General features: G+C 70.8%; 12 protein-coding genes and 1 pseudogene. 5 read left to right on the forward strand and 8 right to left on the reverse strand.

Annotated features, from left to right (window positions below):
* Positions 1 to 50: 50 nt before the first annotated feature.
* Both ET989_RS10125 and ET989_RS10130 read right to left on the reverse strand, forming a co-directional pair.
* Complete coding sequence (locus ET989_RS10125; RefSeq protein ID WP_131168522.1) at positions 51 to 464, reverse strand: hypothetical protein; 414 nt, start codon at positions 462 to 464, stop codon at positions 51 to 53.
* A gap of 46 nt (positions 465 to 510) precedes the next feature.
* Positions 511 to 1,635 carry a Fic family protein gene (locus ET989_RS10130; protein WP_165490120.1) on the reverse strand — a complete coding sequence of 375 codons (1,125 nt, stop codon included), beginning with the start codon at positions 1,633 to 1,635 and terminating at the stop codon, positions 511 to 513.
* A gap of 200 nt (positions 1,636 to 1,835) precedes the next feature.
* Between ET989_RS10130 and ET989_RS10135 the strand changes: the two genes are divergently transcribed.
* The 5 genes and pseudogenes from ET989_RS10135 to ET989_RS15990 all read left to right on the forward strand — a co-directional run.
* Positions 1,836 to 3,296, forward strand: a complete 1,461-nt coding sequence (locus ET989_RS10135; protein ID WP_165490121.1) for a DUF3375 domain-containing protein — start codon at positions 1,836 to 1,838, stop codon at positions 3,294 to 3,296.
* Complete coding sequence (locus ET989_RS10140; protein ID WP_131168528.1) at positions 3,293 to 3,928, forward strand: DUF4194 domain-containing protein; 636 nt, start codon at positions 3,293 to 3,295, stop codon at positions 3,926 to 3,928. The genes ET989_RS10135 and ET989_RS10140 overlap by 4 nt, the downstream gene beginning before the upstream one ends.
* Positions 3,928 to 7,266: an ATP-binding protein gene (locus ET989_RS10145; protein WP_131168531.1), complete on the forward strand. Its 3,339-nt coding sequence runs from the start codon at positions 3,928 to 3,930 to the stop codon at positions 7,264 to 7,266. The genes ET989_RS10140 and ET989_RS10145 overlap by 1 nt, the downstream gene beginning before the upstream one ends.
* A complete protein-coding gene (locus tag ET989_RS10150; RefSeq protein WP_131168533.1) occupies positions 7,263 to 8,405 on the forward strand; it encodes a Wadjet anti-phage system protein JetD domain-containing protein in 1,143 nt (380 codons plus the stop codon). The genes ET989_RS10145 and ET989_RS10150 overlap by 4 nt, the downstream gene beginning before the upstream one ends.
* Before the next feature lie 488 nt (positions 8,406 to 8,893).
* Positions 8,894 to 9,250, forward strand: a pseudogene (locus ET989_RS15990) (glycosyltransferase); the annotation flags it as partial.
* Between the two features lie 65 nt (positions 9,251 to 9,315).
* Here ET989_RS15990 and ET989_RS10160 read toward each other — a convergent pair.
* The 6 genes from ET989_RS10160 to cysD are packed head-to-tail and all read right to left on the reverse strand — an operon-like array spanning position 9,316 to position 16,093.
* Complete coding sequence (locus tag ET989_RS10160) at positions 9,316 to 10,344, reverse strand: 2-oxoacid:ferredoxin oxidoreductase subunit beta (RefSeq protein ID WP_131168537.1); 1,029 nt, start codon at positions 10,342 to 10,344, stop codon at positions 9,316 to 9,318.
* Positions 10,341 to 12,194 carry a 2-oxoacid:acceptor oxidoreductase subunit alpha gene (locus ET989_RS10165; RefSeq protein ID WP_131168539.1) on the reverse strand — a complete coding sequence of 618 codons (1,854 nt, stop codon included), beginning with the start codon at positions 12,192 to 12,194 and terminating at the stop codon, positions 10,341 to 10,343. The genes ET989_RS10160 and ET989_RS10165 overlap by 4 nt, the downstream gene beginning before the upstream one ends.
* Positions 12,191 to 12,907, reverse strand: a complete 717-nt coding sequence (locus tag ET989_RS10170; protein ID WP_165490122.1) for a sirohydrochlorin chelatase — start codon at positions 12,905 to 12,907, stop codon at positions 12,191 to 12,193. Before ET989_RS10170 ends, ET989_RS10165 begins: the two co-directional genes overlap by 4 nt.
* Positions 12,904 to 13,815, reverse strand: a complete 912-nt coding sequence (locus ET989_RS10175; protein ID WP_131168543.1) for a sulfite exporter TauE/SafE family protein — start codon at positions 13,813 to 13,815, stop codon at positions 12,904 to 12,906. The genes ET989_RS10170 and ET989_RS10175 overlap by 4 nt, the downstream gene beginning before the upstream one ends.
* A complete protein-coding gene (locus ET989_RS10180; RefSeq protein ID WP_131168545.1) occupies positions 13,815 to 15,155 on the reverse strand; it encodes a sulfate adenylyltransferase subunit 1 in 1,341 nt (446 codons plus the stop codon). Before ET989_RS10180 ends, ET989_RS10175 begins: the two co-directional genes overlap by 1 nt.
* Positions 15,155 to 16,093: a sulfate adenylyltransferase subunit CysD gene (gene cysD / locus ET989_RS10185; protein WP_206662309.1), complete on the reverse strand. Its 939-nt coding sequence runs from the start codon at positions 16,091 to 16,093 to the stop codon at positions 15,155 to 15,157. Before cysD ends, ET989_RS10180 begins: the two co-directional genes overlap by 1 nt.
* Positions 16,094 to 16,095: the final 2 nt, after the last annotated feature.

Here is a 16,095-nt window from a genome sequence, read left to right on the forward strand (position 1 = left end):
CTGGGCGCACAATGGGCATCTGGGGTCCCGCCTGCCACCGGCAGGCGACCCTACGACGGATGGGACGTCCCGTCCGCGGCCTGCAGCAACTGAGCGAGAACGTCGTCGACCTGCTTGGAGATCCCCTTGAGCTGCCGTGACCGCTCGCGTCCGGTGTAGGCACCCATGACCAAGGAGCGCTTCTTCTCCAACCCGCTCAGCTGCGCACGCAGGGAGTCGCGCTGGGCGTACCCGACATCACCCGGCTCCAACATGTCAACGTGGGCACGAACGGCGGCGATCTTGGCAGCGAGCCGCGCGTCGGCCGTCCGCGGCTTTGTGGCGGCCGCGAGTCGCTCCAGCAACTGCTTCGCCTGCTCGGCGCGTGCCGGATCCTGCAGAAGCTCCATCACCTTCGGCGTGATGATCGTGGCGAGGGTGGCCAGCAGGGCCTTGCCCTTCGACACATCCGGCAGCTTCACCATGCGGGACCTCCTTGGCTGGGTCGGGCGTCAGCGCGATGCTACGCGGTCACCAAGCCTGACGGCGGCCCATGAGCACGGCGAGGCGGTCGTAGCACGAGGTGATCTCCTCGGCCACCCAGACCTGGTTGCGGCGTCCGACGGATGCCTTGACCAGAATGCCCGCATCCACGAGCGCGGCGATGGCATTGCGTGTCGCCGCCGCGGACACGCCGTTGCGCGTGGCGGCAAGTTCGGCCGTGACCGCGGGATGGCCGACGAGTTGGTCGGCGATGCGCCACGCGACCGAGTCGCGCCGTGCAGCGAGCCGCTCTTCCCATGTCCCCCTGATGTCTCGGAGCTCGGCAAGAAGTTCACGACCGACGGCAGCGGCGTCGAGCGCAGCTCGCGCGAACTCGCCCACGATCGGTAAGGGGTCACCGCTTCGGTACGCGGTGAGCGCGCGTACGTAGCCGGCCGTGTCTGCGAGTAGTCCTGCGGAGATCGGCACGGTCACGTGGCTGGTGAGGCGTCGCTGGCGCAGGTAGCTGTGCACGATCGCTCGACCCACCCGCCCGTTCCCGTCGACGAAGGGGTGGATCGTTTCGAACTGGGCATGGCCCACGGCCACGTGGGCGAGGGGGAGGCGGGCGTCCTGGGTCAGGAACTGCCACAGGTCGGTCAGGTTCGCCTGGACGCGATCGTGGTGGGGCGGAACGAAGGCGGCGCCGATCGGGCTTGACCCGGACGTTCCGATCCAGACCTGTTCGTGACGGACGCCGACGTGCAACCCGGTCTCGCCGAGGAGGTCGCGCTGCATGGCCACGACGGTCTCGGTGCTGAACTCCCCAGTGGTGACGGCGCTTTCCATGGCGGCGACGTTGGCGCGGACGAGCCGCGCGTTGACACTCTTCGACTCGCCGAGTTCGGCGAGCGCGAGTTGCTTGGCCGATGCCGTGAGGTGCTCGATCTGTGACGACGACGACGCCTCCGAACGCAGGAGGACGGTGTCGATGGTGCCCAATTCGAGGGGTCCGAACTGCTCGGTCATCTCCGCGTCGAACGCGGTGATCGACTGTTGCGCGGCGCCGACGCGGGCGGCCGTCCCGGGGTCGAGCGAGGACTCGACCTCCAATCCAGCGATGGCAGGGACGACGGCGGCCTCGTACGTACGCCACGAGTCGCGCCAATCCAAAGTTTCAACCCCCACGCTTGGCCAGCCCATACCCCTCAGATCCTTTCGCAGATCGATCCATACGCAAGGATACGCGGTTATCCGTTTCCATGGCAGCCCGAGGCGAAACTGTCGGCGTGAACCCGCGAACACTCCGAGCTGCCGCTGACCTGGCAGGGGACTTCACCGGCGCGCACGGCGTCCGCCCCTACACTGCCCCCATGGCCGGACGAACGGGGAGCGCGGTCACGGCGCAGAGGGCCAGCCAGTCCGCCGGACTCAAGTTGCTGCGCGCCGACCTCATGCCGGCGATGGTCGCGATCTTCTCGGGCCGCTTCGCCGACCACCGCATCCTCACCTACGCCGAGTTCGTCGCGGGCGTCGCCGACGACCTCGACGAGCTGCGCGACGCGGGCTTCGCTCTCCCGCAGACCGCCCAGCAGTACGTTGCCGCGTGGATCCGCGACGGCATCCTCATCCGGCGTCCGACCGAGAGCCGCGAGGAGACCGTCGAGCTCTCCCGGGACGCCGCCGACGCAGTCCGGTTCGTCACGGCGGTCGAACAACCGCAGTCGGCGGTCACGTCGTCGCGGCTGAGCAATCTCGCAGACCTCCTCTCCGGGCTCGCGCGCGACTCCGACCCCGAGCCCACGAGCCGCCTCGACTCGCTGCGCGCCGAGCGCGACCGCCTCGACGCCGAGATCGCCCGCGTCGAGTCCGGCGAGTTCGAGCCCATGAGCGACATCGAGGCGACCGAACGCCTCCGCGAGATCCTGCGCCTGGCGGGCGAGGTGCCCGGCGACTTCGCCAAGGTCGCCGACGACCTCGACCGCCTCAACCAAGGCCTGCGCGAGCAGATCATCACCAACGACGGGTCGCGCGGGTCCGTGCTCGCGCGGGTGTTCGCCGGCGTCGACGTCATCGAGGAGTCGGACGCCGGCCGCACCTTCGCCGCCTTCCACCGCCTGCTGCTCGACCCGGCCCTCACCGATGCGTTCGACGAGGCCGTGGACGCCGTCCTGCAGCGCTCGTTCACCCAAGCCCTCGCGGGGTCGGACGCCGCTTTCCTGCGGCAGTTCCTCACCACCTTGCAGCAGGAGAGCGCCCAGGTGCGCCAGACCCTGACGAGCTTTTCCCGCAGCCTGCGCCGCTTCGTCGAGACCCAGGAGTATCGCGAGCACAAGCGCCTCGCGGACGCCCTTGAGCGCGCCGAGCAGGCCGCCTACGCAGCACTGCAGCGCCTCTCGCCGATCAAGGAGGTCGGGCGCAGCCTCGACCTCACGTCCGTGCCGATCTCGTCCATCGGAGCGTGGGCGCTGCACAACCCCGCGGACCTCCGCACCCAGACCGAGGTGGTCGAGCACCCCACCACGCCGCTGGACATCGAACACCTCCGGGCGCTCGTCCGCCTCACGGAGATCGACTTCCCCGAGCTGCAGCGCCACATCGCGGCCACGCTGGCCGACACACCGACGGCGACGGCCGGCGAGGTGTTGGCCCGGTTCCCGGCGACGCAGGGGTTGGCGTCCATCGTCGGCATGTTGCTCCTGGCTACGGACCATGCCATCGCCACACCCGAGCACGAGACGTGGTCGTGGACGTCGCCGAGTGGCCGCACGAAGAATGTCAGTGCGCCCCGCTACGTTTTCAGTCAGGTACCCCAGCACTGGAGTGAAGCATGACGATGCAGCCCGTCCCGCGTCGCGCGGCCGACACCCCCGACGAGTTCGACGACGTCGTGGCCGACGAGGTCGTCGACCACGGTGAGCTGTCCCCGGCCACCCGGCGCGTGCTGCTGCAGTTGATCCGGGGGCCGTACCTGCGCGGCTCCGAGGGGGAGGGCCGGCTGTGGTCGGCGTTGGTTCGCGATGAGCAGCTGGTCCGCGCCCGGTTGGCCGACCTGTACCTCGACCTGGTCGTCGACACCGACGCCGGCATCGCCTTCGTCCGCAACCTCGCGGTCGAGGACGCCCCCCGCGTGGTCCGCAGCCACCCGCTGACGTTGCTCGACACGGCACTGGTCCTGTTCCTGCGCCGGCGCCTGCTCGCCGGGCAGGGCACCGCAGCGCGTACGTTCGTGGGCCGCGACGAGATCGAAGACCAGCTGCGCAGCTACCGCCCGGCCGAGTTGAGCGACAAGAAGGGGTTCGACGACCGCATCGGCGCGTCGATCAACAAGATGAAGAAGAACTCCGTGCTGCTCCCGACCGACGACGAGGAGCGGTGGGAGATCTCGCCGATCCTCGCGTTGGTGTTCGGCGCCGACGAGGTGGCCGTCATCACCCACGACCTGGCGCGGTTGGTGGAGGCGTGATGGGCCAGCACCGCCTCAGCCGCGTCCAGCTCGTCAACTGGGGCACGTTCGACGGCGCGCGGTCCTTCGCCGTCCCCCGCCGCGGACTGCTGCTCACGGGTCCGTCGGGGGCCGGCAAGTCGTCGATCCTCGACGCGATGGCCGCGTTGATGGTGCGGCCCGCCAAGCTCAAGTTCAACGCGGCCGCCCAGGGTACCGAGACCGGTGACCGCGAGCGCAACCTGGTCACCTACATCCTCGGCGCCTACAAGCGCGAGACCGACGAGGCGACCGGCGAGGTGGGCACCGCCTTCCTGCGCAAGGGGCCCAACTGGAGCGGCGTCGCGCTGACCTTCGACGACGGGCACGGCACCCGCACCACGCTCATCCGGCTGTTCCACCTGCGAGCGGGGTCGACCAACCCGGCCGACGTGCGGTCGATGTTCATCATGGCGCCAGAGGCCGTCGAGTTGCTGTCGCTGCAGTCCTACGCGAAGGACGGCATCGAGAACCGACGCGTGCAGCAGGCCTTCCCGCACTGGGAGATCTTCAGCCAAGACGCCTACACCGGCTTCTCGGCAAAGTTCCGCAAGCGCATGGGTCTCGGCAGCGAGCAGGCCCAGCTGTTGCTGCACAAGACCCAGTCGGCGAAGAACCTGACGAACCTCGACTCGTTGTTCCGCGACTTCATGCTCGATGAGCCCGACACCTTCCAGCTCAGCTCCGAGACGGTCGAGCAGTTCGAGGAGCTCACTCTGGCGCACACCTCGGTGGTGGACGCCCGCCGCCAGGTCGAGGTGCTCACCCCGTTGCGCGGCCTCGCCGACCACCACGCGGACGCCGAGAGCGCGCTGGCCCAATTGGCCGAGGAGGAGGCCCACCTGGTCACGTGGTTGACCGCCCGGGCCAAGTCGGACGCCGAGGCCTCACTCGCTCGCGAACGGCCACGACTCGTCGGGCTGGAGGCGGAACTGGAGCGCGCCGAGGGTCGGCTGTCGGAGCTGCAGGGCGTCCGCACAGAGGCGCAGCGGGCCCTGGACGGCTCGGCAGGAGCCGAGTTGGGCACGCTGGAGCAACTGGTCGAGTCGATCCAGGGCCAACTCGGGCGCGCGCAGGCGCGGGTCGATGAGCTGGCGCGCAGCGCGTCCGTGGTGGGGCTGGAGTGGCCCACCGGCCCCGACGCGGTGGGCGCGTTCGAGACGGGTGTCCAAGCTGCGGCGGAGCGGTTCGAGGCCGAGGAGCGCGAGCGCAAGGACGCCGAACTGGACGCCGCCATGCGTCGCCGCAGTGCTCGCGAGAAGCGTGACGGGATCGAGACCGCGCTCGCAGCCCTGCGCCGGCACGGCTCGAACCTCGACGAGAAGCTGTTGGAGGCCCGGCAACTGCTGGCCGAGCGGCTGCAGGTGCCGACGTCGCTGCTGCCGTTCGTGGGCGAGCTGGTGGAGGTTCGGGCTGCTGAGGCCGGGTGGCGCGGCGCCATCGAGCGCGTCCTGGGGTCGTTCGCGCGCACGCTCGTGGTGCCGGAGGCCCACTACCTGGCGGCGTCCGAGGTGGTCGACGCGTCGTTCCTCGGCACGCGGCTGGTGTACGAGCGGGTGGGCGAGGGTGTGGCGCCGGGCTCCGACGTCGAGCCCGATGAGGTGTCCCTGCTCGCCAAGCTGGAGTTGGCGGAAGGCCCGCACGCCGGGTGGCTCGCCGACCGACTGCGGCGCCGCTTCGACTACGCCTGCGTGGAGCACCCGCATGACTTCCGCCACCACGACCGCGCGGTCACCCGCGCGGGTCAGGTGAAGCACTCGCTCAGCCTCCACGAGAAGGACGACCGGCGCCACGTCGACGATCGCAGCCGCTGGGTGCTCGGCTTCTCGACGGAGGCGAAGGAGGCCGAGCTCGAGGCCCACCTCGCCGAGGCGACGCGAGCGGTGGCCGAGGCCGAACGGGCGGTCGAAGAGCTGGGCCGGGGCGACGAGCGACGCAAGGCCCTGCGCTCGGCCCTCGCCCGGCTCGAAGGCATCGACTGGGATGACCTCGACGTGGCCGCCCTGAACGCCCAGCTCGCCACCACCCGCGACAGGATCGACCGCCTGCGGCTCGAACACGCCGACCTGCCCGACCTCGAGCGGGCGCTCGCGCGGGCCGACGAGGCTGTCGCGCAGGCCGAGGAGGCGCGCCGCACGCTGGCGTCCCGCCGCGACCGTGTGGAGGGCGAGGTGCGCCGCCTGGAAACGAGGTTGGACGACTTGGACGCCACACTCGCCGCCGCTGAGCCCGTGCCGGAGGTCATCGCCGACCAGTTGGCCGAGCGCGCCCGTCAGCTCGACGCTCCTGCCGACCGACTCGAGGTGCTCCTGCGCCAGCAACTCAGCGACCGCACGATCACGCTGGAACGTGAGCGGGCCACCCTCACCCGCAGGATCACCCGCCAGATGGCCGGCTACCGGGACGGGTGGCCGTCGCAGTCGGCCGACTGGGCCGACGAGATCGGCTACCTGCCCGAGTACCTCGAGCGGCTCACGGTGCTCGAACGCGACGGGTTGCCGACGTTCGAGCAGAGGTTCTTCGACCTGCTGCAGAGCCAGGCGCGCAACAACATCAGCCAGCTGTCAACGAAGATCAAGGGCGCGCGACGGGCGATCCGGCTGCGGGTCGACGAGGTGAACCGTTCGCTGCGGCTCACCGAATTCACCCCCGGCGGGCACCTGCAGATCGAGGTGAAGGACAGGGCGCTGCCCGACGTCGACACCTTCCTGTCCACCCTCAACGAGATCATCTCGGGGTCGGCGAGTGCGGTGTTCGCCTCCAACGGGGGTGAGGAGCGCGTGGTGGCCGAGCGGCGGTTCACGCTGATGAAGGGCATCCTCGACCGGCTGGGCTCCTCCGACCCGGCGGATCGGGCGTGGCGCGAGCGCTGCCTCGACACGCGCCAGCACGTCCACTTCCAGGCCCGCGTGGTGGGTGAATCCGGTGAGCAACTCGACGTCTTCACCGGGTCCGGTGGGCGTTCGGGAGGCGAGCGGCAGAAGCTCGTCACGTTCTGCCTCGCGGCGGCCCTGCGGTTCCAGCTCGCGCCCAGCGGGCAGTCCGAGCCGACCTACGCGCTGGTCGTGATCGACGAAGCCTTCGACAAGGCCGACCACACGTTCACCCAGGCGGGCCTGGAGGTGTTCAAGAAGTTCGGGTTCCAGCTGCTGTTGGCCACGCCCATGAAGATGCTGCAGACCATCGACGACTACGTTGGCGGTGTGGTCATGGTGACGAACGACTCCGGACGACGATCGCAGGTGCAGGAACTGCCCTTCGAGGCCGACGACGAGGCCTTCACGCAGGACCAGCAGGATCTGCAGGAGGCGTTGCTGTGAGGTCGGTCGCGGACTTCCGCGGCTGGGCCGCGCAGCAGTGGCGCGCGCACTGGCCGGCGTGGCTGGCGGCGTCCGTCACCGACGCGGACGCGGAAGCGGGGGCCGTGCGCTGGCGTCCGTTGCACCCACCCACGGAGTCGGTCATGGCAAGCGACCCGGACGCCGTGGCCGCCTGGGTGCAGGCGTGGCAGCGCTTCGAGCGGACCGACGGCATCCACGTCGAGTGGTCGACGCGAGCGTGGACCAACTTCGGCACCCAACGGCTCCCCGTACGCGCCACAGGCACGCCGGCGGCCTTGGCACGGCTCTCCGGACAGTCCGAAACGTGGCAGCGCGGGCTCGAGGGGGTCGCCCGCTTGCGCGAGGTCTGGCCGGACGCCGACCTGACCGACGCGATCCGCGCCCAGGCCCGCAGGCTGGGCGCCCTCGATGAAGCCGATGTCGTCCGGCTCCTCGCCGTGGTGGCGTGGATCGTGGCCAACCCCTCCACGGGCTTGTGGGAGCGCGAGCTGCCGGTCGTCGGCGTCCACACCAAGTGGCTGGAGCGGCACCGCGCGCTCGTGGAAGCCCTTGTCAGCGGTATCGCCGGCGAGGAGGGCACCGGGCTGCGCCGCGTGGCGGTGCGGTTCCGGGTCAGGGCGCTCGACCCGACCCTGCTGCCGGGGCCTCCGGACTTCTCCGTCGACCTGGCTGGTCTGCGGGCCCTCGACGTCGAACCCGCTCGGGTGCTCATCTGCGAGAACGCCACCACGCTCGGCACGCTGCCCGAACTCCCGCGCACCGTGGCCCTGCACGGCATGGGCTTCGCCGCCCCCGTGCTCGCCGAGGTGCCGTGGGTAGCCCGAGCTGACGTTGCGTACTGGGGCGACCTCGACACCTACGGCTTCCAGATCCTGGGCCAGTTGCGCCAAGCGCTGCCGCGCGTCGAGTCCGTCCTGATGGACGCCGGGACGTGGCGCACGCATGAGCATCTCGCCGTCGATGAGCCGCGACCCTTCCGCGGGGTGATCGGCCACCTCACAGTGGCGGAGCTCGACGCGCTGGCCCTGGTACGGCAGGGTGATCGGCGCCTGGAGCAGGAGCGCATTCCGCGGGCCCCCGCTGCCGCGGAGCTCGCGAGCGCATGGACGGCACGGTGAGTCTCCACGCCTGACGAGTCACCAACGCAGCCGCGGGGCACCCCACGTGCACGCGCTGTCGATCGGCGGCGCCGTTTGAGTGCGGCGTCAGCGTGATGCGACGCGGTTCTTCTTCAGCAGCTTCACACGGATGCCGCGCGTCACGACCGCCGCGGTTCCGTCTTCGGGGTGGCGCCTCGCGACCGCCCTGGGCGGCCCGTTGACGGCCGAGGTCCACCGCCGACGTCACGGCGGACGCCGACGCCCACCCCGTGATCGTGGCCGCCAGTCCGGTGCTCGTCCCGCCGGCCCCCGACTGGCCGGCGAACGCCGTCCAGACGGGCTGGTGGGCGCCCACGGCGTCCGTCTTCGCACCGGACCCCGCCTTCGACGACTGGCTCCAGGGCGAGCCGCCGGTCCACGTCGGCTACGGCTCCTTCACCGGGTTCGCCACGGACGACGACCTCGAGGTGATTGTCCGCGCGGCGAAGGCGTCCGGGCGGCGCGTGGTGACGCCAACCCTTCGGGGTCACACCCCGGGACAGCTCAACGACCAGGTCTGTGCGATCCCACCCACGCCCCACGCCTGGCTGTTCCCGAGGATGGCGGGCGTCGTCCACCACGGCGGTGCCGGCACGACCCACGCCGCGCTGGCGGCAGGCGTGCCCCAGGCGATGGTCCCGTTCGGCGTCGACCAGCCCTACCACGCGTGGCGGGTGCACCGGTTGGGGCTCGGCCCGGAGCCGGTCAGCGTCCACCGCCTCACAGTCGGACGCCTGGGCCGGCTCATCCGCCTGCTCACCACGGACGCCGACGCCGCGCCCAGGAGGTCGGTGAGGTCGTCCGCGGCGAGGACGGCGTCGGCGCGACCCTGGCCCGGATGCAGCGATGGGGCTGGCTCCGAGAGAGCCAGCCCCACCCGCCGGTGTGATCAGACGATCGTCCAGGTGTCCGGACCGGCGATCAGCCGCTGCAGGGCGGCCTCGCGGTCGGCCGGCATCGAGACCTGGTTGCGGGCCTCGTCGTCGAACACCGGACGCGCCACGTCACGGAAGACCCCGATCGGGGACGCCGACAGGTCCTGGGTGTCGGTGAGCTGGGACAGCTCGAACGCCAGGGTGGCGTCCTTGGCCTGCGCGTCGTGCACGATCAGGTCGGACGCCGCCACGTCGGAGACCGGCTTGACCGCGAGGCGCCCGTCGGCGCCGCGGACGACGCCGAGCTGGCCGCCAGCGAACGTGATCGGCTCGCCGTGCACCAGCGGGATCACCGCAGGGGAGTCGACCTCCTTGAGGCCGGCGAACGCGTCGTCGTTGAAGATCGGGCAGTTCTGGTAGATCTCCACCAGGGACGCACCGCGGTGCTCGATCGCGGCCCGCAGCACCGAGGTCAGGTGCTTGCGGTCGGAATCGATCGTGCGGGCCACGAAGGACGCCTCGGCGCCCAGCGCGAGCGTCACCGGGTTGAACGGGTGGTCCACCGACCCGGCGGGCGATGACTTCGTCACCTTCCCAGCCTCCGACGTCGGGGAGAACTGACCCTTGGTGAGACCGTAGATGCGGTTGTTGAACAGCATGATCGTGATGTTCACGTTGCGGCGCAGCGCGTGGATCAGGTGGTTGCCGCCGATGGAGAGCGCGTCGCCGTCGCCGGTCATCACCCACACGGCCAGGTCGGGCCGCGCGATGGCCACGCCGGTCGCGATCGACGGCGCACGGCCGTGGATCGAGTGCATGCCGTAGGTGTCCACGTAGTAGGGGAACCGCGACGAGCAGCCGATGCCCGAGATGATCACGGTGTTCTCGCGCTTGATGCCCAGCTCGGGCATGAGGCCCTGGAAGGCCGCCAGCACGGCGTAGTCCCCGCAGCCGGGGCACCAGCGCACCTCCTGGTCGGAGACGAACTCCTTGCGGTTGAGCGGCTCGAGGGCCAGCGGGATGCCGGCGAGGCCGGAGCTCATCGGGCGTCCTTTCCGTCGATGACGTCGACCAGATGGGGTGCCAGTTCGGCGGGGCTGATCGGCAACCCCCGCACGCGGCTGTACGACTGGACGTCGACCAGGTACTTGGCCCGCAGGATCATCGCGAGCTGGCCGAGGTTCATCTCGGGCACGACCACGCGATCGTAGGCCCGCAGAACGTCGCCCGTGTTGGCCGGCAGCGGGTTGAGGTGGCGGATGTGGGTCACGGCCACGTTGCGGCCGGCGTCGCGGACGCGCTTGGCGGCGGCCGAGATGGGGCCCCACGTCGAGCCCCAGCCGAGCACCAGCACGGATGCCTCGCCGCTGGGGTCGTCCACGACCAGGTCGGGGATGTCCGCGACGATGCCGTCCACCTTGGCCTGCCGCAGGGCGATCATGCGCTCGTGGTTGTCGGGCGCGTAGGAGATGTTGCCCGTGCCGTCGGCCTTCTCGATGCCGCCGACGCGGTGCTCCAGCCCGGGCGTCCCGGGGATCGCCAGCGGGCGGGCGAGGCGGTCGTCGCGCAGGTAGGGCAGGAAGGTGCCGTCCGGGCCGTTCGGTTCGGTCGCGAAGGCCGGGTCGATGGCGTCCATCGAGGCCAGGTCGGGGATGAGCCACGGCTCGGCGCCGTTGGCCAGGTAGCCGTCCGACAGCACGATCACCGGGGTGCGGTAGCGCAGCGCGATGCGGACGCCCTCGACGGCGGTCGCGAAGCAGTCCGCGGGGGACTGGGCGGCCAGCACCGGCAGCGGGGCCTCACCGTGGCGTCCGTACAGCGACTGCAGCAGGTCAGCCTGCTCGGTCTTGGTCGGCATGCCCGTTGAGGGCCCGGCGCGCTGGATGTCGCACACCACGAGCGGCTGCTCCAGCATCACGGCCAGCGAGATGGTCTCCGACTTCAGGGCCATGCCGGGGCCGGACGTGGTGGTCACGCCGAGGTGGCCGGCGTAGGACGCCCCGAGCGCGGCGCCGGCGGCGGCGATCTCGTCCTCGGCCTGGAAGGTGGTGACGCCGTGGTCCTTGGCGCGGCTGAGCTCGTGCAGCACGTCGGAGGCCGGCGTGATGGGGTAGGCGCCCAGGAACAGCGGCAGGTTGGCCTTGGCCGCGCCGGCCATCAGGCCCAGCGCGAGCGCCTTGTTGCCGGTGATCTGGCGGTAGGTGCCCGGCGGCACGGGGGCCGCGACGACCTCGTAGCGCACCGCGAACGTCTCGGTGGTCTCGCCGTACGCGTGGCCGGCCAGGAACGCCGCCTTGTTCGAGTCGCGGATGCTGGCGTCGCGCCCGAACTTCTTGTCGAGGAACTCCAAGGTGTTCTCGGCCGGGCGGGTGTAGAGCCACGTCAGCAGGCCCAGGGAGAACATGTTCTTGGCGCGGCTGGCCTCCTTTCGGCCGAGCTTGAACTGCTCGACGGAGGTGACCGTCAGCGCGGTCAGGTCGATCGCGTGCAGCTGGTAGTCGACCAGCGAGCCGTCCTCCAGCGGGTTCGTGGCGTACCCGACCTTGGCCAGGTTGCGCTTGGTGAACTCGTTGCTGTCGGCGATGATCAGGCCGCCACGCTTGAGGTCGGCGAGGTTGGCCTTCAATGCGGCCGGGTTCATCGCCACCAGTACGTCGGGCTTGTCGCCGGGGGTCTTGATGTCGGCGTTCGCGAAGTGGAGCTGGAAGCTCGACACGCCCGCGATCGTGCCCTGCGGCGCGCGGATCTCGGCGGGGAAGTTCGGCAGCGTCGCGAAGTCGTTGCCGAGGGTCGCCGAGTCGGAGGTGAACCGGTCGCCGGTGAGCTGCATGCCGTCGCCGGAGTCACCGGCGAACCGGATCACGACGCGGTCGAGTGTTTGGACGTCAGTCACGGCACTTCTTTCTCAGGTGAAGACTCAAGGGTCAACAGTAGTCGTTGGTCGAACCGGGTGGCAGAGAGGAACCGCCCGGTGATCGAGGCGGCCACGTCCGCGTGATCACCCAGGGGTTCCGCCACCCGGACGCCGAGGCCGGCGATCCGCTCTCCCCACAGTCCCGGGGCCAGCGTGTAGGGCAGCACCAGGACGTCGGTTCCCTGAGCTTGTCGAAGGGCCACCGCATCCGCCACCGACGGCTCGGACAGGTAGATGTTGCCCACCTCGACCGGCACCCCCAGGGCGGCGGCCAGCAGGGAGGCCACGGCGTCCACCTCGGCCAGGGCGGCGGCGCTCTTCGACCCGGCCGCCGCCAGCACCACCGCGTCGCCCGGCCCGCCGGCCTCGGCCACGCGGTCCAGCAGGGCGCGGTGCAGGGAGCCACCGAGATGCGGCGTCACAAGCACCTCGTGGGTGACGGACGCCGCCGCCTGCGGTACGTCGTGGGTCACGTGGTAGCCGCTGGCCAGGAAGCACGGTACGACCGTGCAGGAACCCACCCGAGCCAGCGTCTCGGGCAGCAGCTCGGGTTCGATGTCGACCCACGCGGTGTGGACCCTCACGCCCGGGAGCAGGTCGGCGACACGGGCTGTGATCCGCGCGATGAGGGCCTTGCCGGCCGGGTTGCGGGAGCCGTGCCAGGCCAGCACGAGGGTGTCGGTGGGGCTCAAATCGACCACTCCGCCTCGGCGGCCTCGCGCAGGGCCAGGGTGAGGCGACGGTTGCGTTCGTGCCGCCAGGCGGTCCAGGCGGTCAGGCCCAGCCAGACCGCCGCGAACAGGGTGAACCCGACGGTGACCTGCTCGCCGGTGAGCTGCGTGGCGTCGAACAGGGCCTTCAGGTTCGTCATGATGATCAGGCCACCGACGGCCACGCCCATGATGCGGGCGGGGATGCGGGAGACGAGCCACGCGGCCAGCGGGGCGGCCAGCAGCCCCCCGGCGAGGAGCGCCACGACGATGCCCCAGTCGATGCCGAGCAGGCCCAGGTTCAGCACGAAGCCGAGCGAGGCGGCGAAGGACACCAGGAATTCGGAGGTGTCGACCGACCCGATCACGGTCCGCGGGGCCGTCCTGCCGGCGCTGAGCAGCGACGTCGTCGAGACGGGTCCCCAGCCGCCGCCACCGGTGGCGTCCACGAACCCACCGGCCAGGCCGAGCGGGACGAGGAAGCGCGCGGTGTGCGGCGAGCGGCGGGCCTGGGCGACTTCGGGCGGGCGGAACGCGTAGCGCAACAGGATGTACATGCCCAGCCCGCCCAGGATCGCGGCCATGAGCGGCTTGGCCAGCGCGGTCGAGACGTGCGACAGGAAGGTCGCGCCGGCGAACGCGCCCAGCGCGCCGGGCACGCCCAGGCGCAGGACGAGCCGCCAGTCGACGTTGCCCAGCCGCCAGTGGGAGACGCCCGAGGCCACGTTGGTGCCCAGCTCGGCCAGGTGCACCGATGCTGATGCCAGCGCCGGGGACAGCCCGGCGATCAGCAGCAGCGACGTGGACGTGACGCCGTACCCCATGCCGAGTGCGCCGTCGACGAGTTGGGCGCCGAACCCGACGACGGCCAGCAGCAGCAGCTTCTGCATCAGATGGACCAACTCACGGTGGCCGCCTGCTCGGCGGCCTCGTCGAAGGCCCCGAAGCCGCGCACCATGCCCGCCGCGAGCGTCCCCCCGGTCTGGGGGTCGATCAGCAGGAACGAACCCGTCCGCCGCGACACCGTGTAGTCGTCGGGCGCCACGGGCGCGGCCAGGCGCAACGTGACCCGGCCGATGTCGTTCAGCTCCAGCGTGTCGGTCGGGATGGGTGCGAGCGCGTCGAGGTCCAGCCTCCCGGTGATCTCACGGACGATCCCCTGGACGGTCCGCGTCCCGTGCTTGACCAGCACGCGCGCCCCGACCCGGAGCGGCTTCTCCGCCAGCCAGGCGACCAGCCCGCTGAGGTCCTGGGTGGGCTCAGGGGCATCGGACGCCGCGGCGATCAGGTCCCCGCGCGTTGTGTCGATCGGGTCGGCCAGCCGCAGGGTCACCGACTGGGGGGCGAATGCCTCGGTCAGGGGCCCGTCCGCGGTGTCGATGGCCGTGACCGTCGTACGACGGCCGGCGGGGAGGACGACCACGGGGTCGCCCACACGGACGACGCCGGTGGCGACCTGGCCCGCGTAGCCGCGGTACTCGCGGAACTCAGGGGCGGCGTCCTGGGGACGGATCGACAACTGCACAGGGAGCCGGAAGGGCAGGTCGGCGAACTCTGTACCCGCGGGTGCGTTTTCCAGAAACTCCAGCAGGGAGGGTCCCTCGTACCACGGCGTGCGGTCCGACCTCTCGACGATGTTGTCGCCCTCCAGCGCGGACACCGGGATCGTATGGACGGCGTCGGCGCCCAACTCGGAGGCCACGGCGCGCACCTCGGTGGAGACCCGGTTGAAGGTGGCCTGGTCGAAGTCGACGAGGTCCATCTTGTTCACCGCGACGACGATCGTCGGCACGCGGAGCAGTTGGCCCACGGCGAGGTGGCGGCGGGTCTGCTCCTGCACCCCGTTGCGGGCGTCGACCAGCAGCACGAGCACGTCGGCGGTCGAACTGCCGGTGACGGTGTTGCGCGTGTACTGCACGTGGCCCGGGCAGTCGGCGAGGATGAACGTCCGGTTCGCCGTGGCGAAGTAGCGGTAGGCGACGTCGATGGTGATGCCCTGCTCCCGCTCGGCGCGCAGGCCGTCGGTGAGCAGCGCGAGGTCGACGTGGCCCAGGCCCTTGGCGCGGGAGACCCGCTCGACGGCGTCCAGTTGGTCGGTCAGCACCGACTTGGAGTCGTACAGCAGGCGCCCCACGAGCGTGGACTTGCCGTCGTCGACCGAGCCGGCGGTGGCCAGGCGCAACAGGGTGGCTGGGCTTGTCGCGGTGGTGGCTGAGCTTGTTGAAGCCATCAGAAGTACCCTTCCTTCTTGCGATCCTCCATGGCCGCTTCGGTGAGGCGGTCATCGGCGCGAGTGGCACCGCGTTCGGTGATGCGGGTGGCGGCGACCTCGGTGATGACGTCGGCGATGGTGGCGGCGTCGGATTCGACGGCGCCGGTGCAACTCATGTCGCCGACCGTGCGGTAGCGGACGCGGCGGGTCTCGACCCGCTCGCCCTCGCGCGGTTCGACGACGGGGCCGGTGGCCAGCCACATGCCGTCGCGAGCGAAGACCTCGCGGTCGTGGGCGTAGTAGAGGTCGGGCAACTCGATGCCCTCGGCCTCGATGTAGCGCCACACGTCGAGCTCGGTCCAGTTCGACAGCGGGAACACGCGCACGTGCTCGCCCGGCCGGTGCCGCGGGTTGTAGAGCGTCCACAGCTCGGGGCGCTGGTTGCGGGGGTCCCACTGGCCGAACTCGTCGCGCAGGCTGACGACACGTTCCTTGGCGCGGGCCTTCTCCTCGTCCCGGCGTCCGCCGCCGAAGACGGCGTCGAAGCGGTGCTCGGCGATGGCGTCCAACAAGGGCTGGGTCTGCAGCGGGTTGCGCGTGCCGTCGGCGCGCTCGAGCAGCCGGCCGTCGTCGATGTAGTCCTGCACCGAGGAGACGACCAGGCGCAGGCCGTATTTCTCCACGATGCGGTCGCGGTAGGCGATCACCTCGGGGAAGTTGTGGCCGGTGTCGACGTGCATCACCGGAAAGGGCACGCGTCCGGGCCAGAACGCCTTGAGTGCCAGGTGCAACATGACGACGGAGTCCTTGCCGCCGGAGAACAGCAGCACGGGGCGCTCCAGCTCGCTGACGGCCTCGCGGATGATGTGGATGCCCTCGGACTCCAGCTCACGCAGGTGGCTGAGCTGGCGGGTCGGGGCGGGGGCGTCAGCGGCGGGGGTCGGGTCGGTGTCGATGC

Source organism: Propioniciclava sinopodophylli, from assembly GCF_004324755.1.
Classification (GTDB): Bacteria; Actinomycetota; Actinomycetes; order Propionibacteriales; family Propionibacteriaceae; genus Propioniciclava; species Propioniciclava sinopodophylli.